15 protein-coding genes and 1 pseudogene are annotated in these 16,436 nt (G+C 53.1%); 8 read left to right on the top strand and 8 right to left on the bottom strand.

Going from position 1 to position 16,436, the window contains the following annotated elements; translation table 11 throughout:
* Window positions 1-37: 37 nt before the first annotated feature.
* Both O146_RS0107650 and O146_RS0107655 read right to left on the bottom strand, forming a co-directional pair.
* Window positions 38-1,360 carry a hypothetical protein gene (locus O146_RS0107650; RefSeq protein WP_155896250.1) on the bottom strand — a complete coding sequence of 441 codons (1,323 nt, stop codon included), beginning with the start codon at window positions 1,358-1,360 and terminating at the stop codon, window positions 38-40.
* Window positions 1,353-2,030, bottom strand: a complete 678-nt coding sequence (locus O146_RS0107655) for an ABC transporter ATP-binding protein (RefSeq protein WP_027018102.1) — start codon at window positions 2,028-2,030, stop codon at window positions 1,353-1,355. The genes O146_RS0107650 and O146_RS0107655 overlap by 8 nt, the downstream gene beginning before the upstream one ends.
* 444 nt (window positions 2,031-2,474) lie before the next feature.
* Between O146_RS0107655 and O146_RS0107660 the strand changes: the two genes are divergently transcribed.
* A complete protein-coding gene (locus O146_RS0107660) occupies window positions 2,475-4,091 on the top strand; it encodes an FAD-binding dehydrogenase (protein WP_051619343.1) in 1,617 nt (538 codons plus the stop codon).
* 90 nt (window positions 4,092-4,181) lie between these two features.
* Here the strand turns inward: O146_RS0107660 and O146_RS0107665 are convergent, their stop codons facing one another.
* The 4 genes and pseudogenes from O146_RS0107665 to O146_RS12445 form a co-directional block, all read right to left on the bottom strand.
* Window positions 4,182-4,859, bottom strand: a complete 678-nt coding sequence (locus O146_RS0107665) for a type 1 glutamine amidotransferase domain-containing protein (protein ID WP_023018726.1) — start codon at window positions 4,857-4,859, stop codon at window positions 4,182-4,184.
* Window positions 4,860-5,629: 770 nt separating this feature from the next.
* Entirely contained in the window at window positions 5,630-5,794 is a 165-nt protein-coding gene (locus tag O146_RS12640) for a hypothetical protein (protein ID WP_155896251.1), read from the bottom strand.
* A 74-nt stretch (window positions 5,795-5,868) separates the two neighbouring features.
* The gene (locus O146_RS11505) at window positions 5,869-6,279 is read right to left on the bottom strand and encodes an adenine nucleotide alpha hydrolase family protein (RefSeq protein ID WP_208853948.1); all 411 of its coding nucleotides are present in this window, start codon (window positions 6,277-6,279) and stop codon (window positions 5,869-5,871) included.
* A gap of 110 nt (window positions 6,280-6,389) precedes the next feature.
* Window positions 6,390-6,911: pseudogene (locus tag O146_RS12445) on the bottom strand (nitrite/sulfite reductase); the annotation flags it as partial.
* 399 nt (window positions 6,912-7,310) lie between these two features.
* On the opposite strand from O146_RS12445, the gene O146_RS0107695 reads away from it, so the two are divergent.
* Window positions 7,311-8,735 carry an FAD-dependent oxidoreductase gene (locus O146_RS0107695; RefSeq protein WP_244266820.1) on the top strand — a complete coding sequence of 475 codons (1,425 nt, stop codon included), beginning with the start codon at window positions 7,311-7,313 and terminating at the stop codon, window positions 8,733-8,735.
* Between the two features lie 249 nt (window positions 8,736-8,984).
* Here O146_RS0107695 and O146_RS0107700 read toward each other — a convergent pair whose 3' ends face one another.
* Entirely contained in the window at window positions 8,985-9,338 is a 354-nt protein-coding gene (locus tag O146_RS0107700) for a hypothetical protein (protein ID WP_021353308.1), read from the bottom strand.
* 917 nt (window positions 9,339-10,255) lie between these two features.
* Between O146_RS0107700 and O146_RS0107710 the strand changes: the two genes are divergently transcribed.
* The 6 genes from O146_RS0107710 (at window position 10,256) to O146_RS0107740 (ending at window position 15,945) form a co-directional block, all read left to right on the top strand.
* Complete coding sequence (locus O146_RS0107710) at window positions 10,256-11,182, top strand: ABC transporter ATP-binding protein (RefSeq protein ID WP_027018110.1); 927 nt, start codon at window positions 10,256-10,258, stop codon at window positions 11,180-11,182.
* 19 nt (window positions 11,183-11,201) lie between these two features.
* Complete coding sequence (locus O146_RS0107715; protein WP_023018717.1) at window positions 11,202-12,062, top strand: ABC transporter permease; 861 nt, start codon at window positions 11,202-11,204, stop codon at window positions 12,060-12,062.
* Between the two features lie 58 nt (window positions 12,063-12,120).
* A complete protein-coding gene (locus O146_RS0107720) occupies window positions 12,121-13,242 on the top strand; it encodes a sensor histidine kinase (RefSeq protein WP_244266821.1) in 1,122 nt (373 codons plus the stop codon).
* On the top strand, window positions 13,239-13,862 hold the full coding sequence (locus tag O146_RS0107725; RefSeq protein WP_027018112.1) for a response regulator transcription factor: 624 nt from the start codon (window positions 13,239-13,241) through the stop codon (window positions 13,860-13,862). Before O146_RS0107720 ends, O146_RS0107725 begins: the two co-directional genes overlap by 4 nt.
* Before the next feature lie 205 nt (window positions 13,863-14,067).
* Entirely contained in the window at window positions 14,068-14,433 is a 366-nt protein-coding gene (locus tag O146_RS0107735) for a DoxX family protein (RefSeq protein ID WP_027018113.1), read from the top strand.
* Between the two features lie 51 nt (window positions 14,434-14,484).
* On the top strand, window positions 14,485-15,945 hold the full coding sequence (locus tag O146_RS0107740) for a DUF5129 domain-containing protein (protein WP_027018114.1): 1,461 nt from the start codon (window positions 14,485-14,487) through the stop codon (window positions 15,943-15,945).
* 23 nt (window positions 15,946-15,968) lie between these two features.
* On the opposite strand, the gene O146_RS12845 is transcribed toward O146_RS0107740, so the two are convergent.
* Complete coding sequence (locus tag O146_RS12845; protein ID WP_208853949.1) at window positions 15,969-16,430, bottom strand: hypothetical protein; 462 nt, start codon at window positions 16,428-16,430, stop codon at window positions 15,969-15,971.
* Between the last annotated feature and the right edge of the window lie 6 nt (window positions 16,431-16,436).

Below are 16,436 nucleotides of genomic sequence, written 5' to 3' on the forward strand. Positions count from 1 at the left end.
CTGGGGCACTTCACTTAGGCAAGAGATTCCTTTTCGGCTATTTCCTCGATCCCAAAGCGGCTTGGATCTCTTTGCCCTTTACACCCGAGAATCCCAGATACAGGAGCGGCACAAAAATCATGACGAGAATAAACACAGATATTAGTGGCTGCCAATACAACTCACTCAACATTTCAATCAAACTGATATTCCAGACGAACATCATGAGTAGTCCCAGAAAAAACACACAAGCAAGCACTAACGCCTGCGCCGAAAAAGCTATTGAAGCAAGTGTGAGCAGTAATGCGAAATGGTATTCACGACGCATAATCCCTAGTTTGAGGAATTTATGGAGACTACGGTTGAGCAATTGGCTAAGTATGAGACTTGCGGAGATAATCGCTAGTAGCGTAAAGGCTAGAGGAACGGCCATGAGGACCCAGAAATCCCACTGCGCAATACCGCCTTCTCCCATGGCGCGGGCTTGCATACCAGATGCGCTGAAAAGTAACGCAGGGATGCTTGCAATGAGGAACAGGAATAACGAGATGCCTGAAAAACGTGACCGATATTCGGAAGTCACAGATTTACTCAAAACGGGGCTGGGACGGTACGAGGATAACCTTGCAACGAGTGTCGTAAGATTGAGTGCAATACGCGGAGCCGCCTGGGGAACAAGAGTAGAACCAACAAGCAGTATCCCTACCGTAAAGAGAATTCCACCTTGTTGTCCGTTTTCATAAACTATTCCGAATATAATTAATGCGGTCCCGCCTAAAGCGAAAATCCCTCGCAAGAGCCAGCGTTTGATGGAGCGTAACCTTCTGAAGCTATTGTTCACCCTCGTCACTAAATTCGTGCTCAAAAACAATACCGAGATGGTTAGTGGAATGAAGAGGCTGATTATTGCGAGAACAATGCCGAAAAAAGTAGGAACGCCAAATCCACTGACCCTGATTAATGAAGTTCCATTATCATCAGGAAGCCATTCTAAGAGTGCAGAAAATGGTAAATAAAGCACGACTGCGAGGAGTAAGGCGCCGAGGAACGGCTTCCACATTTGCCCAAGCATTACGCGGATAAAGTGACGCCGACCTAGTCCAAAGCGTATAAGCGTTATGGATTGTTCCCGAAGGAGTAAAGAACCGAGAACTGCAAGCGGAATGTTCATGGCGATGGCGACAAATGTCGCCCAAAAGAGCATATTGCCACCAATAAACTTGAATTGGTCATCCGGAAACTCGTCAATCAATCGCGACCAGACTGAACCTAAAACAAGAACAAAGCTGGTGGTGATTCCGAGGGCTAGTGCGAGGACAAAGAAATATATTTTGGCCTCGCCGACGATCGACGCCCCAATTTTTTGCAAATTCTTATTCATGGTTTGCATCGTCCTTTTCCATAGTGATTACAGAATCAACGAAGCTTTCGACGACTGGGTCGTGTGACACCATGAGAACTCCCGTTCCCTCGTGCACCGCATCGTCAACGACACTGAATAAGTTGTCCCGCGAGTCGCTATCTAATGCACTGCTCGGCTCATCAAGTAGCAGTAATTTAGGTTGTCGTATGAGTCCACCAGTGATCATGACTCTCTGTAATTGCCCCTTTGAAAGTTCGGTCAGCATCTGGTTTACAGTGTGTTCTACACCTAATGATTCGAGAATTCCGATATACAACCCTGAGCTCACTTTTTTCTTGCAAACTTGTAAATTGAATTCTAAATACTCTTTTACCGTAAGGCCTGGGAAAGCTACTAGTTCTTGGCCGACGTAGGAAATATCGCTTCGGAGTAATTTTTGGCGGGTCGATACTGAGGTCTTAGATATGTTGAACTCGCCAAGTAGCACTACGTTTCCTTCGTGTAGGGGGTGTAAGCCTACGATTGCGTTCAGGAATGTAGTCTTGCCACATCCGGAAGGACCTGATAACAATGCTTTTTGCCCGTGAGTAAGCTCAAAATCTAGTGGCAACGCTAAAGGGGCGCTGTGCTTTGGGGTCGCCTTGACGGCAACTGCTTGAACTTCTAGTACGGGGCTAATGGTTCTCATGGAAATGACTTTCTAATTGGGGGGGGGGCAGCCCCTGGAAAGTGGCCCGAGTATGGGTATTGTTTTAGTCCAACACCCTCTTTTAACGTAACATAAGTAATTAACTAGACGAGGAATGTAGCAAGTCACTTTTTCACGAGGACGAAATTAGCCGGAGCGATTAAAGTAAACCGAGGAAGACCGAACCTCGTTAAGTGCACAACGGATCCCTAGCCGACTTCAGTCTTTTTGCCTTTCGCCAAGGGATCCCAGAGTGTACAAATCCTTGCAAGTCTTACGATCGTTTAGGTTTCAATAGATTTTCCCACACTCAGCAAGCTATTAATTTAGACTTGCAATATGACTTACATAACATCTGAGACGTCGTCGCAAAGCAGTCCCACAGAGACACCCACAGACTCGTCCACCGCCCCCATAGTCATCGTCGGCTCCGGCTTGGCGGGCATGGTTGCAGCCTACGAGGCATTACAAGGCGGGAAACAGGTCGTAATCCTCGACCAAGAAAACCGCAATAACTTGGGCGGCCAAGCTTTCTGGTCGCTGGGTGGTTTGTTTTATGTGGGAAGCCCGGAGCAAAAATTGATGCGGGTGAGCGATTCTTATGAGCTCGCCTGGCGCGATTGGGAAAACAGCGCGGATTACGACGACGCTCCCCATGATCGCTGGCCGAAGGCCTGGGGCCAGGCATACGTGCAGTTCGCGGCCGGTGAAAAACGCGAATATTTAAAAAAGCTGGGGCTCAATGTCTTGCCGACGATTGGCTGGGCCGAGCGTGGTAGCGGCGATGCCAGTGGCCATGGCAATTCCGTTCCACGATTCCACCTCACCTGGGGCACCGGCCCAGAAGTGGTGCGGGTTTTCCGCGAACCACTCGAACGGGCAGAAGCAACCGGACAACTCACCTGGCGCTTCCGCCACCGCGTGGAAGGCCTGCTACAAGACGAGTCCGGCCGAGTCACCGGTGTACGTGGAGTGGAATTAGCAGCCGATGATGCGCTACCCCGTGGCCAGGCCTCAAGCAGAAAAGCCGTGCGCAAATTTCAACTGAATGCAGCATCCGTGGTCATCGCCACCGGCGGAATCGGAGGCAATCTAGCAAAAGTACGCGCCAGCTGGCCAAGCGATCGCTGGGGCCCATGCCCCGACGATCTAGTAGCTGGCGTTCCAGCACACGTGGATGGCAGCGGCATCGACGTCGCCAAGCACGCCGGCGCAAACCTAGTGAATACGGACAGAATGTGGCATTATCCCGAGGGAATGCACAATTGGGACAGCATCTGGCCGCACCATGGCATCCGCATTATCCCCGGGCCGTCGCCGTTGTGGCTGGATGCTACCGGCAAGCGCTTGCCAACGAACCTGTTTCCGGGCTCCGATAACCTCGCTGCATTGAGCCATATTGGTAAAACAGGCCACGGCTATTCCTGGTTTTTGTTGAACTCCACCATCGCGGATAAGGAATTCATCTTTTCTGGTTCCGAACAAAACCCAGATTTAACGCAGAAAACAATTCGGCAGCTGGCCAGCAAGCTTGGGCCGAAAACACACCCGGCCGTGCAGGCTTTCAAAGACCATGGCGTGGATTGGGTGATCGCCGATAACCTCGATGAGTTAACCGCAAAAATGGCCGCGCTTGCCGACGACGGCCTGCTGGACCGCGAGCGCGTCGCACGCACCGTGGCTGATCGGGATTCCCAGCTGGATAACCCGTTTTCCAAGGATGCCCAGGTGAATTATCTGCGCACGGCCCGGAAATTTCTGGGCGATAAGATCGTGCGCGCTGCCGCACCGCACAAACTCGCCGATGCGAAACATGGGCCGCTCATTGCTGTACGGCTGCAGGTATTAACCCGCAAAACCCTGGGCGGGCTGGAAACAGACCTTTCGGGGCGCTGCCTCGATTCAGACGGCAACATCATCCCTGGTTTGTTTGCTTGCGGGGAGGCAGCTGGTTTCGGCGGTGGCGGCATGCACGGCAAGAATGCGCTGGAAGGCACCTTCTTAGGCGGCTGCATTCATTCCGGCAAACGCGTGGGAGAAGCGCTCGCGAAAGACAAATAACCTGCCCCTGGGGCATAACTGTGCCCTTGGAGCAGGTTAGCGCGGGCTTGTCAGGGCCCTGTTGAAGCGCAGGTAGTTTCAGCGCTCATATTAAAAGTCGCGCAGGATGCGCTGTGCCAGAGGCTCAGACGATGCTGGGTTCTGGCCGGTGTAAAGGTTGCGATCTACCTCGACGTATGGCTGCATCGGATCGGTCTGCTTAAAGTCAGCACCGAGTTCACGCAGCCGAGTCTCAACTACCCACTTGGCGGCTGCGATGGTCTCCTCGCCTTCTTCGGCGTTGGTAAACCCAGTCATGGTGTAACCCTTAAGCGGCCAGTTGTCATTGTCCATGGCAAGCAAAGCAGCTGGAGCGTGGCATACCAGGGAAAGCGCACGACCGGATTCAATACGGTCCTGCAGCAGTTTGGCGGAATCCTGGTCATAAGCCAAGTCTTCCATCGGGCCGTGACCACCAGGGTAAAAGACGAGGTCATAGTCAGCCTCGTTAATATCAGCCAGATTAAGCGGATTGTTCAGCTCCGAGCCGATCTCTCCGAGGTAATTCTCGTATTCTGCGCGCTCGCTGTCGGACAGAACATCGAGGCTGTACTGGTCTACTACTGGGGCCTTGGCATTTGGCGTCGCGAAGTCAATGTTCCATCCAGCGTTTTTGAATACGCGGTGTGGAGCAATCAGCTCTTCGGCCCAGTAACCGGTAGGGCGGGCGCTGCCGTCGGCCAGTGTCCATTTATCTGCAGCGGTAACTACGAATAGTGCGGAAGGCATAACTTCCTCCTTGTATATAGTTGAGCTATCTAATGTTCTTCAGATGTGTTGTACCCGCAAGTGCGTTGCACCCGGGAGGACAACGACGCCAAGAATACGCTTCGCTGGATCTTCGTTGGCGAGATTTTTCTTCATGAGTCTTGCGGCAGAGGCAGAACAATGCCGCAATTTCGGGCCGGAAATTCGCACCCATAGCGACATAACTGCTGTTCAAGGCGGCATCGAGAGAAAATGCGATATGCATGAAGCCCAAATGCTGCACCCTGCGAAAAAAGATGATTTGTCAACTATTTCACATTCTCGGGGCCCTAGTTGCTAGCGGAAAATGTCGATTTCCGGTCTATTTCGCCGCCCGAGAAGAAACTACAGAAATCCAATATGAGGTTCTCAAAGAAGTTCTCGGACTTACCGAAGCCAACACTTTTTCATCCACAGGCGCCGAGAGGAATTGGACGAATTAGCGTCCTTAAAACGCGAATCACAGCAACCTTGTGTCTATGAGGTTACAAGCAGCATTTATCCCGACAGCGGTAGCATTTTCTATGCTATCGGCGTGCTCCACAGCCGAGAGCGAACCTCCGACGCCGCAAACGCACGTTCCAGTCTCCACGTCCCCAACATCACAGGCCACGGCAACACAGCCCCAAGAAGTACCTGGCTCCTCTGATGCCGCTGACTCCTCTGACGCCGAGCACAACGGCAAACCCACTGCACCAGTTCACAATGACCATGGAATGTTTACCGTAAAATGCCAAGTGTCAAAAACTGAATCAGATCATGGCATCGTCGGATACGTATACGGAAACCATAAAACCAGCATTCCCATCGCTGAGCAGGATGCCGAGCAGTTCGTCCCAAAATTCGGCCCCGGAAACGAGAAGCAAAATTGCAGCACGGTCGAAGAATACCTCCCTAGTGGAGCCTATGATCTGCATGACCAGGTGTTCTAAACTAGCGGCATGACTACTCCAGATTCCTCCCAGATTCTGCCGCTGGCCCTGCCTAGAATTTACACCCAGGCAAGTTGATTGGTGGCGGCCCCGGCGCGTGGGACATAGCGGCTGGCAAGTTCTGCCAACACGGTGTTTTCCATGGACATGGTAACCGCGATATCGCCGGGCACGTGTTCGTCCGCCCAAGCCAGGATGCCTTCGGCGCTGGCGTCGTATAGCGCGTCGGCGTAGTTGGTGACGAGCTGCCGGTTGTGTGCCACAATGTCGTCGGCAAGCGGCTCCGTCGTGGTGGAAGCACCTGCTGGGGACTGTTCCAGGTCACGATAATTCTGCTCTGTGTGCGATGTTCCACGTGAAACATTGAGAAAATTCAGCGACCTGTGCAGGGAGTTCTGCGGCGCCTCGTTAGTGGACACCACCGGCTCGGGTTTGGTTTCCGGCGAAACCTCATGACAGGGCCTCCTCATCCGCACAGACAGTCCACTGCGCAAAAGACTCGCCCTTCTCGCGTTGCTGCTTGTAGTTCTCGTCGACGTGCACTCGCATTCGGGTAGTCGTTCAGGGAAATCGTCAGGCTGGAATCAATATCGCAAATGCGCTCTTCTAGCTCGTCGGCCGCCACCCGACCTGTGGGCGAACCCAAGATCACGCGCGGCACGTCACCGCAGCCCATCATCGTGGTCAGACCAACAGTATCCAGCCTGCGCCAAATCTCTGAGACATCCTCGACGCGGATCCAGTGCAGCTGGATATTCTGCCGGTCACTGAAATCCGCGGTAGACCGTGCGAAATCCCGGGAGACCTCACCGACGACGCGCAAGCTTTCCGGGGCGGCTTGGCCGCTGCCGAAACGCACGCGCATCATGAAATATTTATTTAGCAGCTCGTGGTTTTCTAATTGACCGGCGTATTCGCCACCGAGATTCAGTTTGCGCTGGGTATAAATGCCGAGCTATTTGAAGCACTTGCTGATGCCATCAGCAGAGATCGAATCAAAACCCTACTTGGAGTAGGTATCGATCACACGCTGCTTCACCTCGAAGGCTTCTTGTTCTTGCTTCACCTGCCCTTCTTTGTTCAGAGGACTGGTACCATCAATATTCCACTACCCTTCTGGTTTGGGTTTCCGCTTTGGGCGTGCGGATGCGTTTGTAGTCATAAAATGCCTCACTAAACGGTTTCGGCGATGTGCAGGTGTTTTAGTCGGGGCTAGTTGTAGATTTTGCTGTTCAACCGGAAATTCACAATCCCGGTCAAACCAATTCGTTCACCCTATGTGAACAGGTCGGTCTATTTGACTCATGTAAAAATACTGCATGCGACCTGGAGTAATGTGGCCCACATCATTTGAATTTAAATCGCTAGCTAGCAAAATAGAGACAAATAGGTTCAAATAGATCTTGCTTGCTTAACGCGAACCGAATAAGCGCGTGATCACGCACGCGCAGAAGAACGCACTCGCACGAGAAACCAACCAAGAAAGGCGCTATACACACGAATGGCTACTTCTAATGCAGCAGCATCCAACCAGACCGACGCAGTGACCACCAACCCCAACACCGAAGGCGATAAACCACTGAAGATCGCCGTCGTCGGTGCAGGCCCAGCGGGTATTTACGCCTCCGATATCCTGATTAAAAAGACCGGCGGCAACGTCGATATTGATTTGCTCGACCGCATGCCCACCCCGTTCGGCTTGATCCGCTACGGCGTGGCTCCGGATCACCCACGCATTAAGGGCATCATCAAGTCGCTGCACCGCGTGCTCAGCAACGAGAAGATACGCTTTATCGGCAACGTCGAAGTTGGCCGCACCATCAGCGTCGAAGAACTGAAGGATCATTACGACGCCGTTATTTTCTCCACCGGTGCCGTCGACGACCGGGACCTGAACATCCCGGGCGCCGACCTAGAGGGTGTCTGGGGTGCCGGCGAGTTCGTCGGCTTCTACGACGGCAACCCTCACTTTGAGCGCAATTGGGATTTGTCCGCCGAGCAGGTCGCGGTCATCGGCGTCGGCAATGTGGGCCTGGATGTGTCCCGCATTTTGGCGAAGACGGGTGACGAGTTGAAGGTCACCGAAATTCCAGACAATGTCTACGAATCACTGGCGCAAAACCAGGCCCACACCGTGCGCGTGTTCGGGCGCCGCGGCCCTGCCGAAGCAAAGTTCACCCCGCAGGAACTGAAAGAACTCGACCACTCGGACACCATCAACGTCGTCGTCGACCCGGAAGATATTGATTATGACGAATCCGGCGAGGCGGCACGTCGCGCATCGAAGTCGCAAGATCAGGTGTGCCAGATTCTGGAACAGTACGCGATGCGCGACCCGAAAGAAGCACCACACACGCTGCAGATTCACTTCTTCGAAAACCCGGTGGAAATCATCGGCAAGGATGGCAAGGTTGCTGCACTGAAGACCGAGCGCACCGAGTTGACCGGCGACGGAAATGTGCAAGGCACCGGCGAATTTACCGAGTGGCCGGTACAAGCTGTCTACCGCGCGGTTGGTTACCGTTCGGTGGGCATCGAGGGTGTGCCGTTTGATGATCAGAAGCACGTCATCCCCAACGACGGCGGCCACGTACTCACAGAACCGAATGGCGAAATTGTGCCAAGCCTGTATACCACCGGCTGGATTAAGCGCGGCCCGGTTGGCCTGATTGGTAACACGAAATCCGATGCCGCCGAGACCATCGGCATGCTGTTGGAGGATATTGCGGCCGGTAAGCTGTCTGCTGCCGACAACACCGACTTGGTGGAGTTGTTGGAATCCCGCGGCATCGAAGTGACCAACTGGGAGGGCTTCCAGTTGCTGGATGCCCGCGAAGTAGCTTTGGGTGAGGCCGAAGGCCGCGAGCGCAAAAAGCTCGTAGAGTTTGAAGAAATGCTTGAAGCCTCCCGTAACCCGCAGAGCTAACGGCGAGCGCTAAAAAGCTTCATTTTCTGCACGGCTTCACAGCTGCAAGCTCCGCGGCTCCCGGTTTCACGCCTGCGAGTTCCGCGGCTCCACGCCCCCGTAAAAAGCTGTACAAACCCAGATCTGTCTTGTCAGATCTGGGTTTTATTATTTATTGACGGTCACGCCGGGCCGCGCGCTATTCCACGTTGGATTTGGCTGCGCGTCCAGCTTCGGCTTCCGTTAGATGCACCTGTGTCCAGGCCCGTTTTAGATTGGGGAAAGATCTGTCCACACCGGGTCACCGCCAAAAAGCATAACAACGGCATTAACTACGCTTCCCAGGATCATCAGCACGACACCAAGCGCGAATCCGAGGACAATCGCTATTATCTCTACGAAGAATAAGGCCGGAGCCAACAATAAAAGTGCGCGACTTCGGGCATAAAGCCCACACCCAAAAACAATTACCGCTGCGAGAGCAGTAACGAGCCAATACGCGAGGTCCCGGGAAGGCTCCTCGATGACCAATAACCATGAGAGCACATAAAATCCCATGACCACCCAGCCCGCGTAGAGCGCAATGTTTTGGCGAGACTTCTTGTTGCGAGTTATCAGGGACATGCTTTCTCCTTAGGTTTCGGAGGTAGTTTTAATTAAACGGTGTCTACTATCTTCCATAGTAATCCCAACAACACAATGGATGTGGTTATGATATAGCGCACTTCTTAATCTATCTTATTGTTTTACTAGCTCGTCAGGCTGTTTATGTGGCCGACCAATTCATAGGTACGAATCGAACTGGGTAGAGCTGCCACGACATCAGAGTCGAAGACACTTAAAGATCATCATGAAATGCTCAGGTTTTATTTCGTTTAAGCAGCTGGGAAAATCTTCGAACATGCTGACGATCCATACCCAGACGTGTAAAGACCTCGTCAAGGTTGAAAAAGAGTCTTGGGGCGGCAACCTGTGACACGAAATAATGGAAATTAAGGCAAATTCCTAGGAACAAACCCCAGGGCACCTCACTGACTAAGGCGAAGAATACAAACCGAAAATGGCGCACTCACCTATGACTAACGCCGCCATTGGGATTAAACAGTCGGTAAACCAATCGGCCAGCCGCATACACAGCCAGGACACCCACCAGTATTAAAACCAGAGTGCGGTTAGCAGAATCTATCGCTAAATATACGCAAATTACCAGGACTGCCATTGCCAGGAAGAATACAGCTGCCTCACGGCCAATCGTCGGTGCTGGAGTCAACCGAATCAGGTCTTGAAAAACTTTCATGAGAATCCCTTTCCCCTCGAGTTTCATTTATTTCTTGTATTTCCACTGTGCCAATTCTCTCGCCTGAAGCGTAGTGCCAAATGTAGGCAGACGATATGAGCTTTATCATGCGCAACCAGCGGAAACCTGACCCACACCACACTGCAAGTAATGACAAAAGTCATCCCACCCTAATGATCTTTAACAGAGAAAATAATGATCAATCTTCGCGTGCAAACGATCGAATTTTTGCCAGCATAGAAGCATGAACGAATCAACAAAACATGAAACAGTGCTCCAAGTCAGCGACCTTACCCGTAGTTATGGCCAGGGAACGAAAGCGTTCTGGGCCGTCAAAGGACTGAACTTCCATGTCTTCCGCGGCGATGTCTTCGGCCTTCTTGGCACCAACGGCGCTGGAAAAACATCTACGTTGGAGATTCTCGAAGGGCTAGCCCCTGCAACTTCTGGCAAAGTCAAGGTCTTCGGGCGCGACCCCTTCGATGATAGGGCTCTCATTCGTCCAAGAATGGGCATCATGCTCCAGTCGGGTGGGCTTCCCTCGCAGCTAACGGTAGAGGAAACTATCAAGATGTGGCAGGGCACATGCTCTAATCCCCGAGATCCAGAAGAAATACTTGCCGACGTCGAGCTATTACACCGACTTGATGTTCGGGTAGGGGCCCTCTCTGGCGGCGAGCAACGTCGGCTTGACCTCGGTTGTGCCTTGCTCGGAAATCCGGAACTTCTGTTCCTCGATGAGCCCACCACGGGACTCGATCCGGAATCTCGTAGAAATGTCTGGGATCTGCTCCTGCGACTCAAAAAACAGGGCGTGACGATGGTCCTAACCACCCACTATTTGGAAGAAGCCGAAACGCTTTGTGATCGTATCGCCATTATGAATGAAGGAACCGTTGCACGTGAGGGCACGCTTTCCGAGCTGGTGAATTCGGTTTCCGCAGAGATCACGGTATCCAGCATCCATACCCCGCCCCGGCTTCCGGGTACCACCATCACCACCGAACAAAAACGCCACACAATCTATACAAAACAGCTACCCCAGGACACTCTCGCAGTTTTGGAGTGGGCACGTAAAAACCAACTTGAGTTGGAACATTTTTCCGCTCGCCCTGCCTCCCTGGAAAAGGTGTTCATGAGCATCGCTGGCGACAAAAGACCATCAAACTAGCCGCAAAGGAGCGCAAACAATGACCTCTACAACCTCTCACCGTGCCACTACCGCCACCGGATCGGCTTCAGAATCCGCCAATCGCCGGAGTTCCGGCTGGAAGCGCTACCGATCCTTAGCTATGGCCGAAATCCGACAGTACCTGCGCAACAAGACACTGCTATTCATGGCTATCGTATTCCCCATTGGGGTGGGCCTATTGATGCAGTTCATGGGTGGAGACGAACAGCCTGCAAACGCACAAGTGCAGGCCGCAATCTCAATGGAAGTGTTTTTCCTTATTACGCTGATGTTCGTCCAGTTCTACTCCGTGCTATCCATGACCACTGCGCGTCGTGATGAACGCGTGCTCAAGCGATTACGTACTGGTGAAGCTCGCAGCGCAGAGATTATAGCTGCGCTGGCCACGCCTGGAGCGATCATGTCACTCCTGCTTACCGCGTTAATGTCTGGCATACTCATCATCTACACAGGCGACATACCGCGTACAGGAATTCTGCTGCTTCTGGCCATTGTGTTAGGAATTGTCATCTCTACAGGTTTGGCGCTGCTTACCAGCTCAATCACTGCCAATGCCGAAGCCGCACAGATGACGTCTCTTCCCGTCATGGTTTTGGCAATGCTCTCACAATCTCCGCTGCGCTCTACCCTACCCGACCAAATCCAAGATCCGTTAGCACGCACGCCGTTTGCGCTGCTTGGCGATCTCACCTTCATCGAATGGACTGGTCAACCACTTACTTCGGATGCCGCACCTACAGATGGCGAGCTAACGACCACTCTGGCCACCGCAATGAACCCGCTTGCACTCATGTTGGTCTGGAGTATTGCCCTAATGTGGGCAGCATTCCGCTACATGAAATGGGAAACTAACCGCTGATTGTTAATCAAACTCAATGTACCCTGACAGAGTGACCATGCTACGAGGGTTCATGGAGATGCCAGAGACCGAAAAATTCTCCACCTACGTTCGACTCTCGATGCATGCAGCGCTGCTAGCAATTGCTATCTTAAGCTTCCGACAGGTTTTGGCATCGCCCGGCGAATTTCAGGATTCCCTGGTTCTTCTGGTGGTTTTAATCAACGGTGGATTCACTGCACTGACAATCGAAAGAACGTCAGCCTTTTCAACAACACCTCGACCGCTCGGAAAACTTTATCCGGGAGCTATTGCCGTAAATCTTTTGTGCTGGACTATCTCCATCGGTCTCCTTGTCACGCAACGCGCTCCCCATCTCACAGGTACCATTGGCGGGCTATCAGTATTTTTATTATTCAGCTTCGCGTTCGTGCTATCGATCCATATTAAACACGCCTATCTGGTCGTGATGGTACTAAGCGTAATGACTGTATCCGTGGTTAAGCACCCCGTGCTGGATCATCCCATCTATATCGTTGCTTTTGCATTAGCGTTGGTTTGGGTGAACAAGGTAACTGTGTGGTCGGTGGGGATCGTGAAGGCGCTGTACCGTACGCGAGAGTTACAGTCACAACTGAAAATACAGGAGGAGCGCCTACGCTTCGCTCAAGAGCTGCACGACAGCTTGGGACAACGCCTAGCGGCGATGTCCCTGAAGACTCAGCTCGCCATCTCACTGCACAGGAAAGATGCCGACCGGACAGATGATGAACTTCGCGACATTGAAAAGCTCGTACGTCTTATGCGTACGGATTTACATCAAGTGGTAACAGGCTATCGCACGTTGCACCCAAACTCTGAGCTTGAAGAGGCCAGTAATCTACTGGGAAAAGCAAACATCGCGGTCACCGTGACAGGACATCCACAAGACATCCCAAACTCCTGCCAACAGACCGCCGCCTGGTTCATCCGCGAAGCGGCCACCAATGTGATGAAACACTCGAGCGCAAGCATGGTGAACGTCAAGATCTCTGAACACGCGGTATCCATCACCAATGATGGGGTGGAACGCAATATCGGGCCGCTCGGTGGCATACAAGCGCTACAGGAACGGGCTAAGCAAATCGGTGGAACAATCTCGCTTATTCACCAAAACAATCAGTGCACTGCGACACTTTCTTGGAAAGGCACCAACCGATGATCACCGTAGCAATCGTCGACGATGAACAGCTGATCGCTTCATCACTAGCCACCTTGTTAGAACTGGAAGCCGATCTTACGGTGACCGAGACTTTCGCCTCTGGTGAGGAGGTGATATCTCGGTGGGAAAAGGCCAGCGCCCTCGAATCCCTACTACCTGATGTGCTGGTGACCGACCTGCAGCTCGGAGGTATTGATGGCGTCGAACTAGCACAAGAAATTTCGCGCCTGTCGCCTCAAACTGCCATTGTGATCGTCACGAGTCATTCGCGGCCACACCAACTCAAACGAGCTCTGACATCCGGGGTACAAGGATTTCTGCCGAAGACTGCGACCGCGGAAGAATTTGCCACCGCGATCCGCACGGTACAGGAAGGCAGAAGCTTCATCGACCAAGAGCTCGCTGCTATGACCATCACCGCAACTTCCAGCCCACTGACTGAACGCGAAGCTGACGTTATCGAAGCCGCTGGTAGAGGAGGTTCGATAGAACAAATTGCCAAAGAAGTCTTCCTGGCTACCGGAACAACTAGGAACTATCTTTCCTCGGCAATGGCAAAGCTCGGTGCGCAAAACCGATTCGAAGCATATTTACGCGCACGAAAATCAGGGTGGATTTAGACGAAGAATTCTATCTCTGAAATGCCGCGGATATCATCCATCGGGGCGCGGAACATCATTTTAAGATCAATCTGCTCTCTCCGCCGTTGAAGCTGGTTTCTATTCGCACCGCGCATCCGTGTTGCGGAGGTAGGGCTTGCACCGCAATCACAGGGTTTGGGTCATTGAATAGCTACAACAATTAAGGCTCTATAAGATGCCTAGTATGGACGCAAAGGTAAAGCGCGGAAATTATCTTCTGGCTGCGGTTCTCGCTGGGGATGCAGCTATGTCAATCAAACCTCCCAAATTCATTCGGGATTGCCTGAATGGGGTGAACTTTCCGCAAAATTGGTGGTGGTCACTGATCGTGATCAAGTCGTTGGCCGCTTTGGGGCTTGTGCGCGGCACTGCGAATAACAGCCCGCAAGTGACAACGGCTGCATCCACCGGCGTCGTGGCTTATTTCGCGTGTGCAATCTTCGCGCATGTGAAGGCAAAGTTTTTAGGCAAGGAATTCTGGCTCAACTGTTTAGGGATGACAGCACTCAGCACGACAGTGCTGGTGCAAAACCGCAAGCAGTATCGCTAGGCCATCTGCGAACCCTCCGCGCCCCGCACCCCACGGTGTAGCATCAAGCACATGAAGCCAACCGTCGGAAAAATTGTCGCAGCTTCGATTCTTAGCGCCGGGGTGCTTGGCGGTGGTGCAGCACTAGGCATCGCCACCACCTATGACTCCCCAGAACGGGCGCACTACCAGATCGACGCCCCGACGCACAGCAATATCGCCCTGCGCATTCATAACCCCGACGGCGTGCTCACAGCCGACGACGAGCGAATCCTCGAACGTGATGCCGCACGCCTCGAAGCACCGAGCGTCGTCAAGCAACTGCACTATATTGTTTTCGCAGATAACGACGACAACGTCAACGACACCGTGGAAAACTACCTGCGCGATCACCACCCGGAGCTCATAGGCGACGATAGTTTTGCCGACGGCACATTGTTTGTTGGCGTGGGGCTAAATCCCCGGCAAGCTTTCATCTTCGCTGGTGATGACGTCGCAGAGTTACTCGAATTGCGCGACAGCAGCCACCTGAGCGAATCACTGGATGCGATCAAACCCGGTGTCAAAGACGGCAATATCCCCGGCGGCCTGTTCCACGGCGCATCCGTGGCAACCGACCTCGCTGCCCTCGAGCAAGCGCATTTCGATAGCGCAGAATCCAACCGCACCTCCGCCATCGTTATGGGAGGTCTCGGAGCCGCAGCCCTCGGTGGTGGTGTTGCAGCCACAACCGGCGGGTATCGGCGTAGCCGGGCAAAGAAAATCGCCCAGGCGCGGGAAGACTTCGACTATATTTCCGTTGAATTCGGCACACTCGCCCAGCGTTTGGACGCCATCGATATCCGCGCGCATTCACTGACCTCCGCTTTTGCGGATCAGCAGTTGCGTGACCAGTGGCGCAAGGTGCGGGACCGTTTTCTGCACATGCATGACGACGTCTCCAAGTTCAGCGAACTCAACCCGCGCAGCGACGACAAGACATTCCTGCAGTACGCGGGCCAGTTCAGTGACGCGGCCTCGACCGCGAAGAAAATGCACCATGCCGAAGACAACATCGACACGATCTTTGCTTTGGAAAATGGTGATGAGCTCACCCGGCGCACCGAGGCGCAGTCATTGCGTGACGACGTCGTCGAGGCGAAAATGAAGGTGCAAAATGTTGATTCCGGTCTTTACCAGGAATTGGCTGCGATCCAGCAGCGAACCGAAGCTCTCGCCCAGGAACCTAGTGCTGAGGATTTCTTGGACAATTTTATTGTCGTGCTGCGTGATTATCAGGCGGCGTTAACGGAGCTACGCAGGCAGAAGTTTAGCGATATTGACGAATCGAAGGCGGATGCACCGCAAGCCCCGGGATTGACTTCGTCCGATTACCGGCCGGGTTATGGATGGAATAACTTCGTGCCTTATTGGGCGCTGAGCAGCTGGCATGCTTCCACCGTCGAGGCGCAATCCAGTAGTTCGAACAGCGGGAGCACGAATACGTCGTTTAGTTCTGGGTTTTCTGGCGCAGGTGGCTCATCAGGGTTCTAGCGCTAGAGCTTCAGGGTTTAGCGCTAACGCTGTGAGCCGTGCGCTTCGCGTGGGTTCTCGTAGCTATTGTTCTCTACGTCATCGTGGTCACCGTGGTCATCGTGCTCGAAGCCGTGTTGATCGGTGCTGTGCAGGTCGTCGCTGTTATCTTCGCGGCCGCCATTCTGGTGTTGCCCAGAAGCAGCGCCACTATCAGTCTCCCCAGCTTCGCTAGTCCCAAGCTCATCTTCGCGGGTCTCGCGCAGTTCCCCAATCAACTCAGAAAAGAAATCGCGCACAACAGACCACTGCACGGTCGTGTTTTCTAAATGCTCCGGCAAACGTTCAATCTCTAGGCTTAGCTCTTTGCGACGGCGCTGCTCCGCCAGCTCACTGCGCAGCTCACTTAACGATGCCTCAGCCTCACGCAGAATCTTTTCCAGCTGTTCTTCTACGGACTTGCCGCGCAGATTGTCAGCCCCTGTGTCGTGGTGCGGATCCATCATCGTTAT

It is taken from the genome of Corynebacterium pseudodiphtheriticum DSM 44287, from assembly GCF_000688415.1.
In the GTDB taxonomy this organism is placed as follows: domain Bacteria; phylum Actinomycetota; class Actinomycetes; order Mycobacteriales; family Mycobacteriaceae; genus Corynebacterium; species Corynebacterium pseudodiphtheriticum.

Bases quoted from the DNA above. Each gene is read 5' to 3' on its own strand.
- O146_RS0107655 (WP_027018102.1), bottom strand. From the start codon at position 2,030: ATGAGAACCATTAGCCCCGTACTAGAAGTTCAAGCAGTTGCCGTCAAG.
- O146_RS0107650 (WP_155896250.1), bottom strand. From the start codon at position 1,360: ATGAATAAGAATTTGCAAAAAATTGGGGCGTCGATCGTCGGCGAGGCC.
- O146_RS0107710 (WP_027018110.1), top strand. From the start codon at position 10,256: ATGAACGAATCAACAAAACATGAAACAGTGCTCCAAGTCAGCGACCTT.
- O146_RS0107660 (WP_051619343.1), top strand. From the start codon at position 2,475: ATGGTTGCAGCCTACGAGGCATTACAAGGCGGGAAACAGGTCGTAATC.
- O146_RS0107700 (WP_021353308.1), bottom strand. From the start codon at position 9,338: ATGTCCCTGATAACTCGCAACAAGAAGTCTCGCCAAAACATTGCGCTC.
- O146_RS0107735 (WP_027018113.1), top strand. From the start codon at position 14,068: ATGGACGCAAAGGTAAAGCGCGGAAATTATCTTCTGGCTGCGGTTCTC.
- O146_RS0107715 (WP_023018717.1), top strand. From the start codon at position 11,202: ATGACCTCTACAACCTCTCACCGTGCCACTACCGCCACCGGATCGGCT.
- O146_RS11505 (WP_208853948.1), bottom strand. From the start codon at position 6,279: ATGAGGAGGCCCTGTCATGAGGTTTCGCCGGAAACCAAACCCGAGCCG.
- O146_RS0107725 (WP_027018112.1), top strand. From the start codon at position 13,239: ATGATCACCGTAGCAATCGTCGACGATGAACAGCTGATCGCTTCATCA.
- O146_RS0107695 (WP_244266820.1), top strand. From the start codon at position 7,311: ATGGCTACTTCTAATGCAGCAGCATCCAACCAGACCGACGCAGTGACC.
- O146_RS12845 (WP_208853949.1), bottom strand. From the start codon at position 16,430: ATGATGGATCCGCACCACGACACAGGGGCTGACAATCTGCGCGGCAAG.
- O146_RS0107665 (WP_023018726.1), bottom strand. From the start codon at position 4,859: ATGCCTTCCGCACTATTCGTAGTTACCGCTGCAGATAAATGGACACTG.
- O146_RS0107740 (WP_027018114.1), top strand. From the start codon at position 14,485: ATGAAGCCAACCGTCGGAAAAATTGTCGCAGCTTCGATTCTTAGCGCC.
- O146_RS0107720 (WP_244266821.1), top strand. From the start codon at position 12,121: ATGCCAGAGACCGAAAAATTCTCCACCTACGTTCGACTCTCGATGCAT.
- O146_RS12640 (WP_155896251.1), bottom strand. From the start codon at position 5,794: ATGCAGATCATAGGCTCCACTAGGGAGGTATTCTTCGACCGTGCTGCA.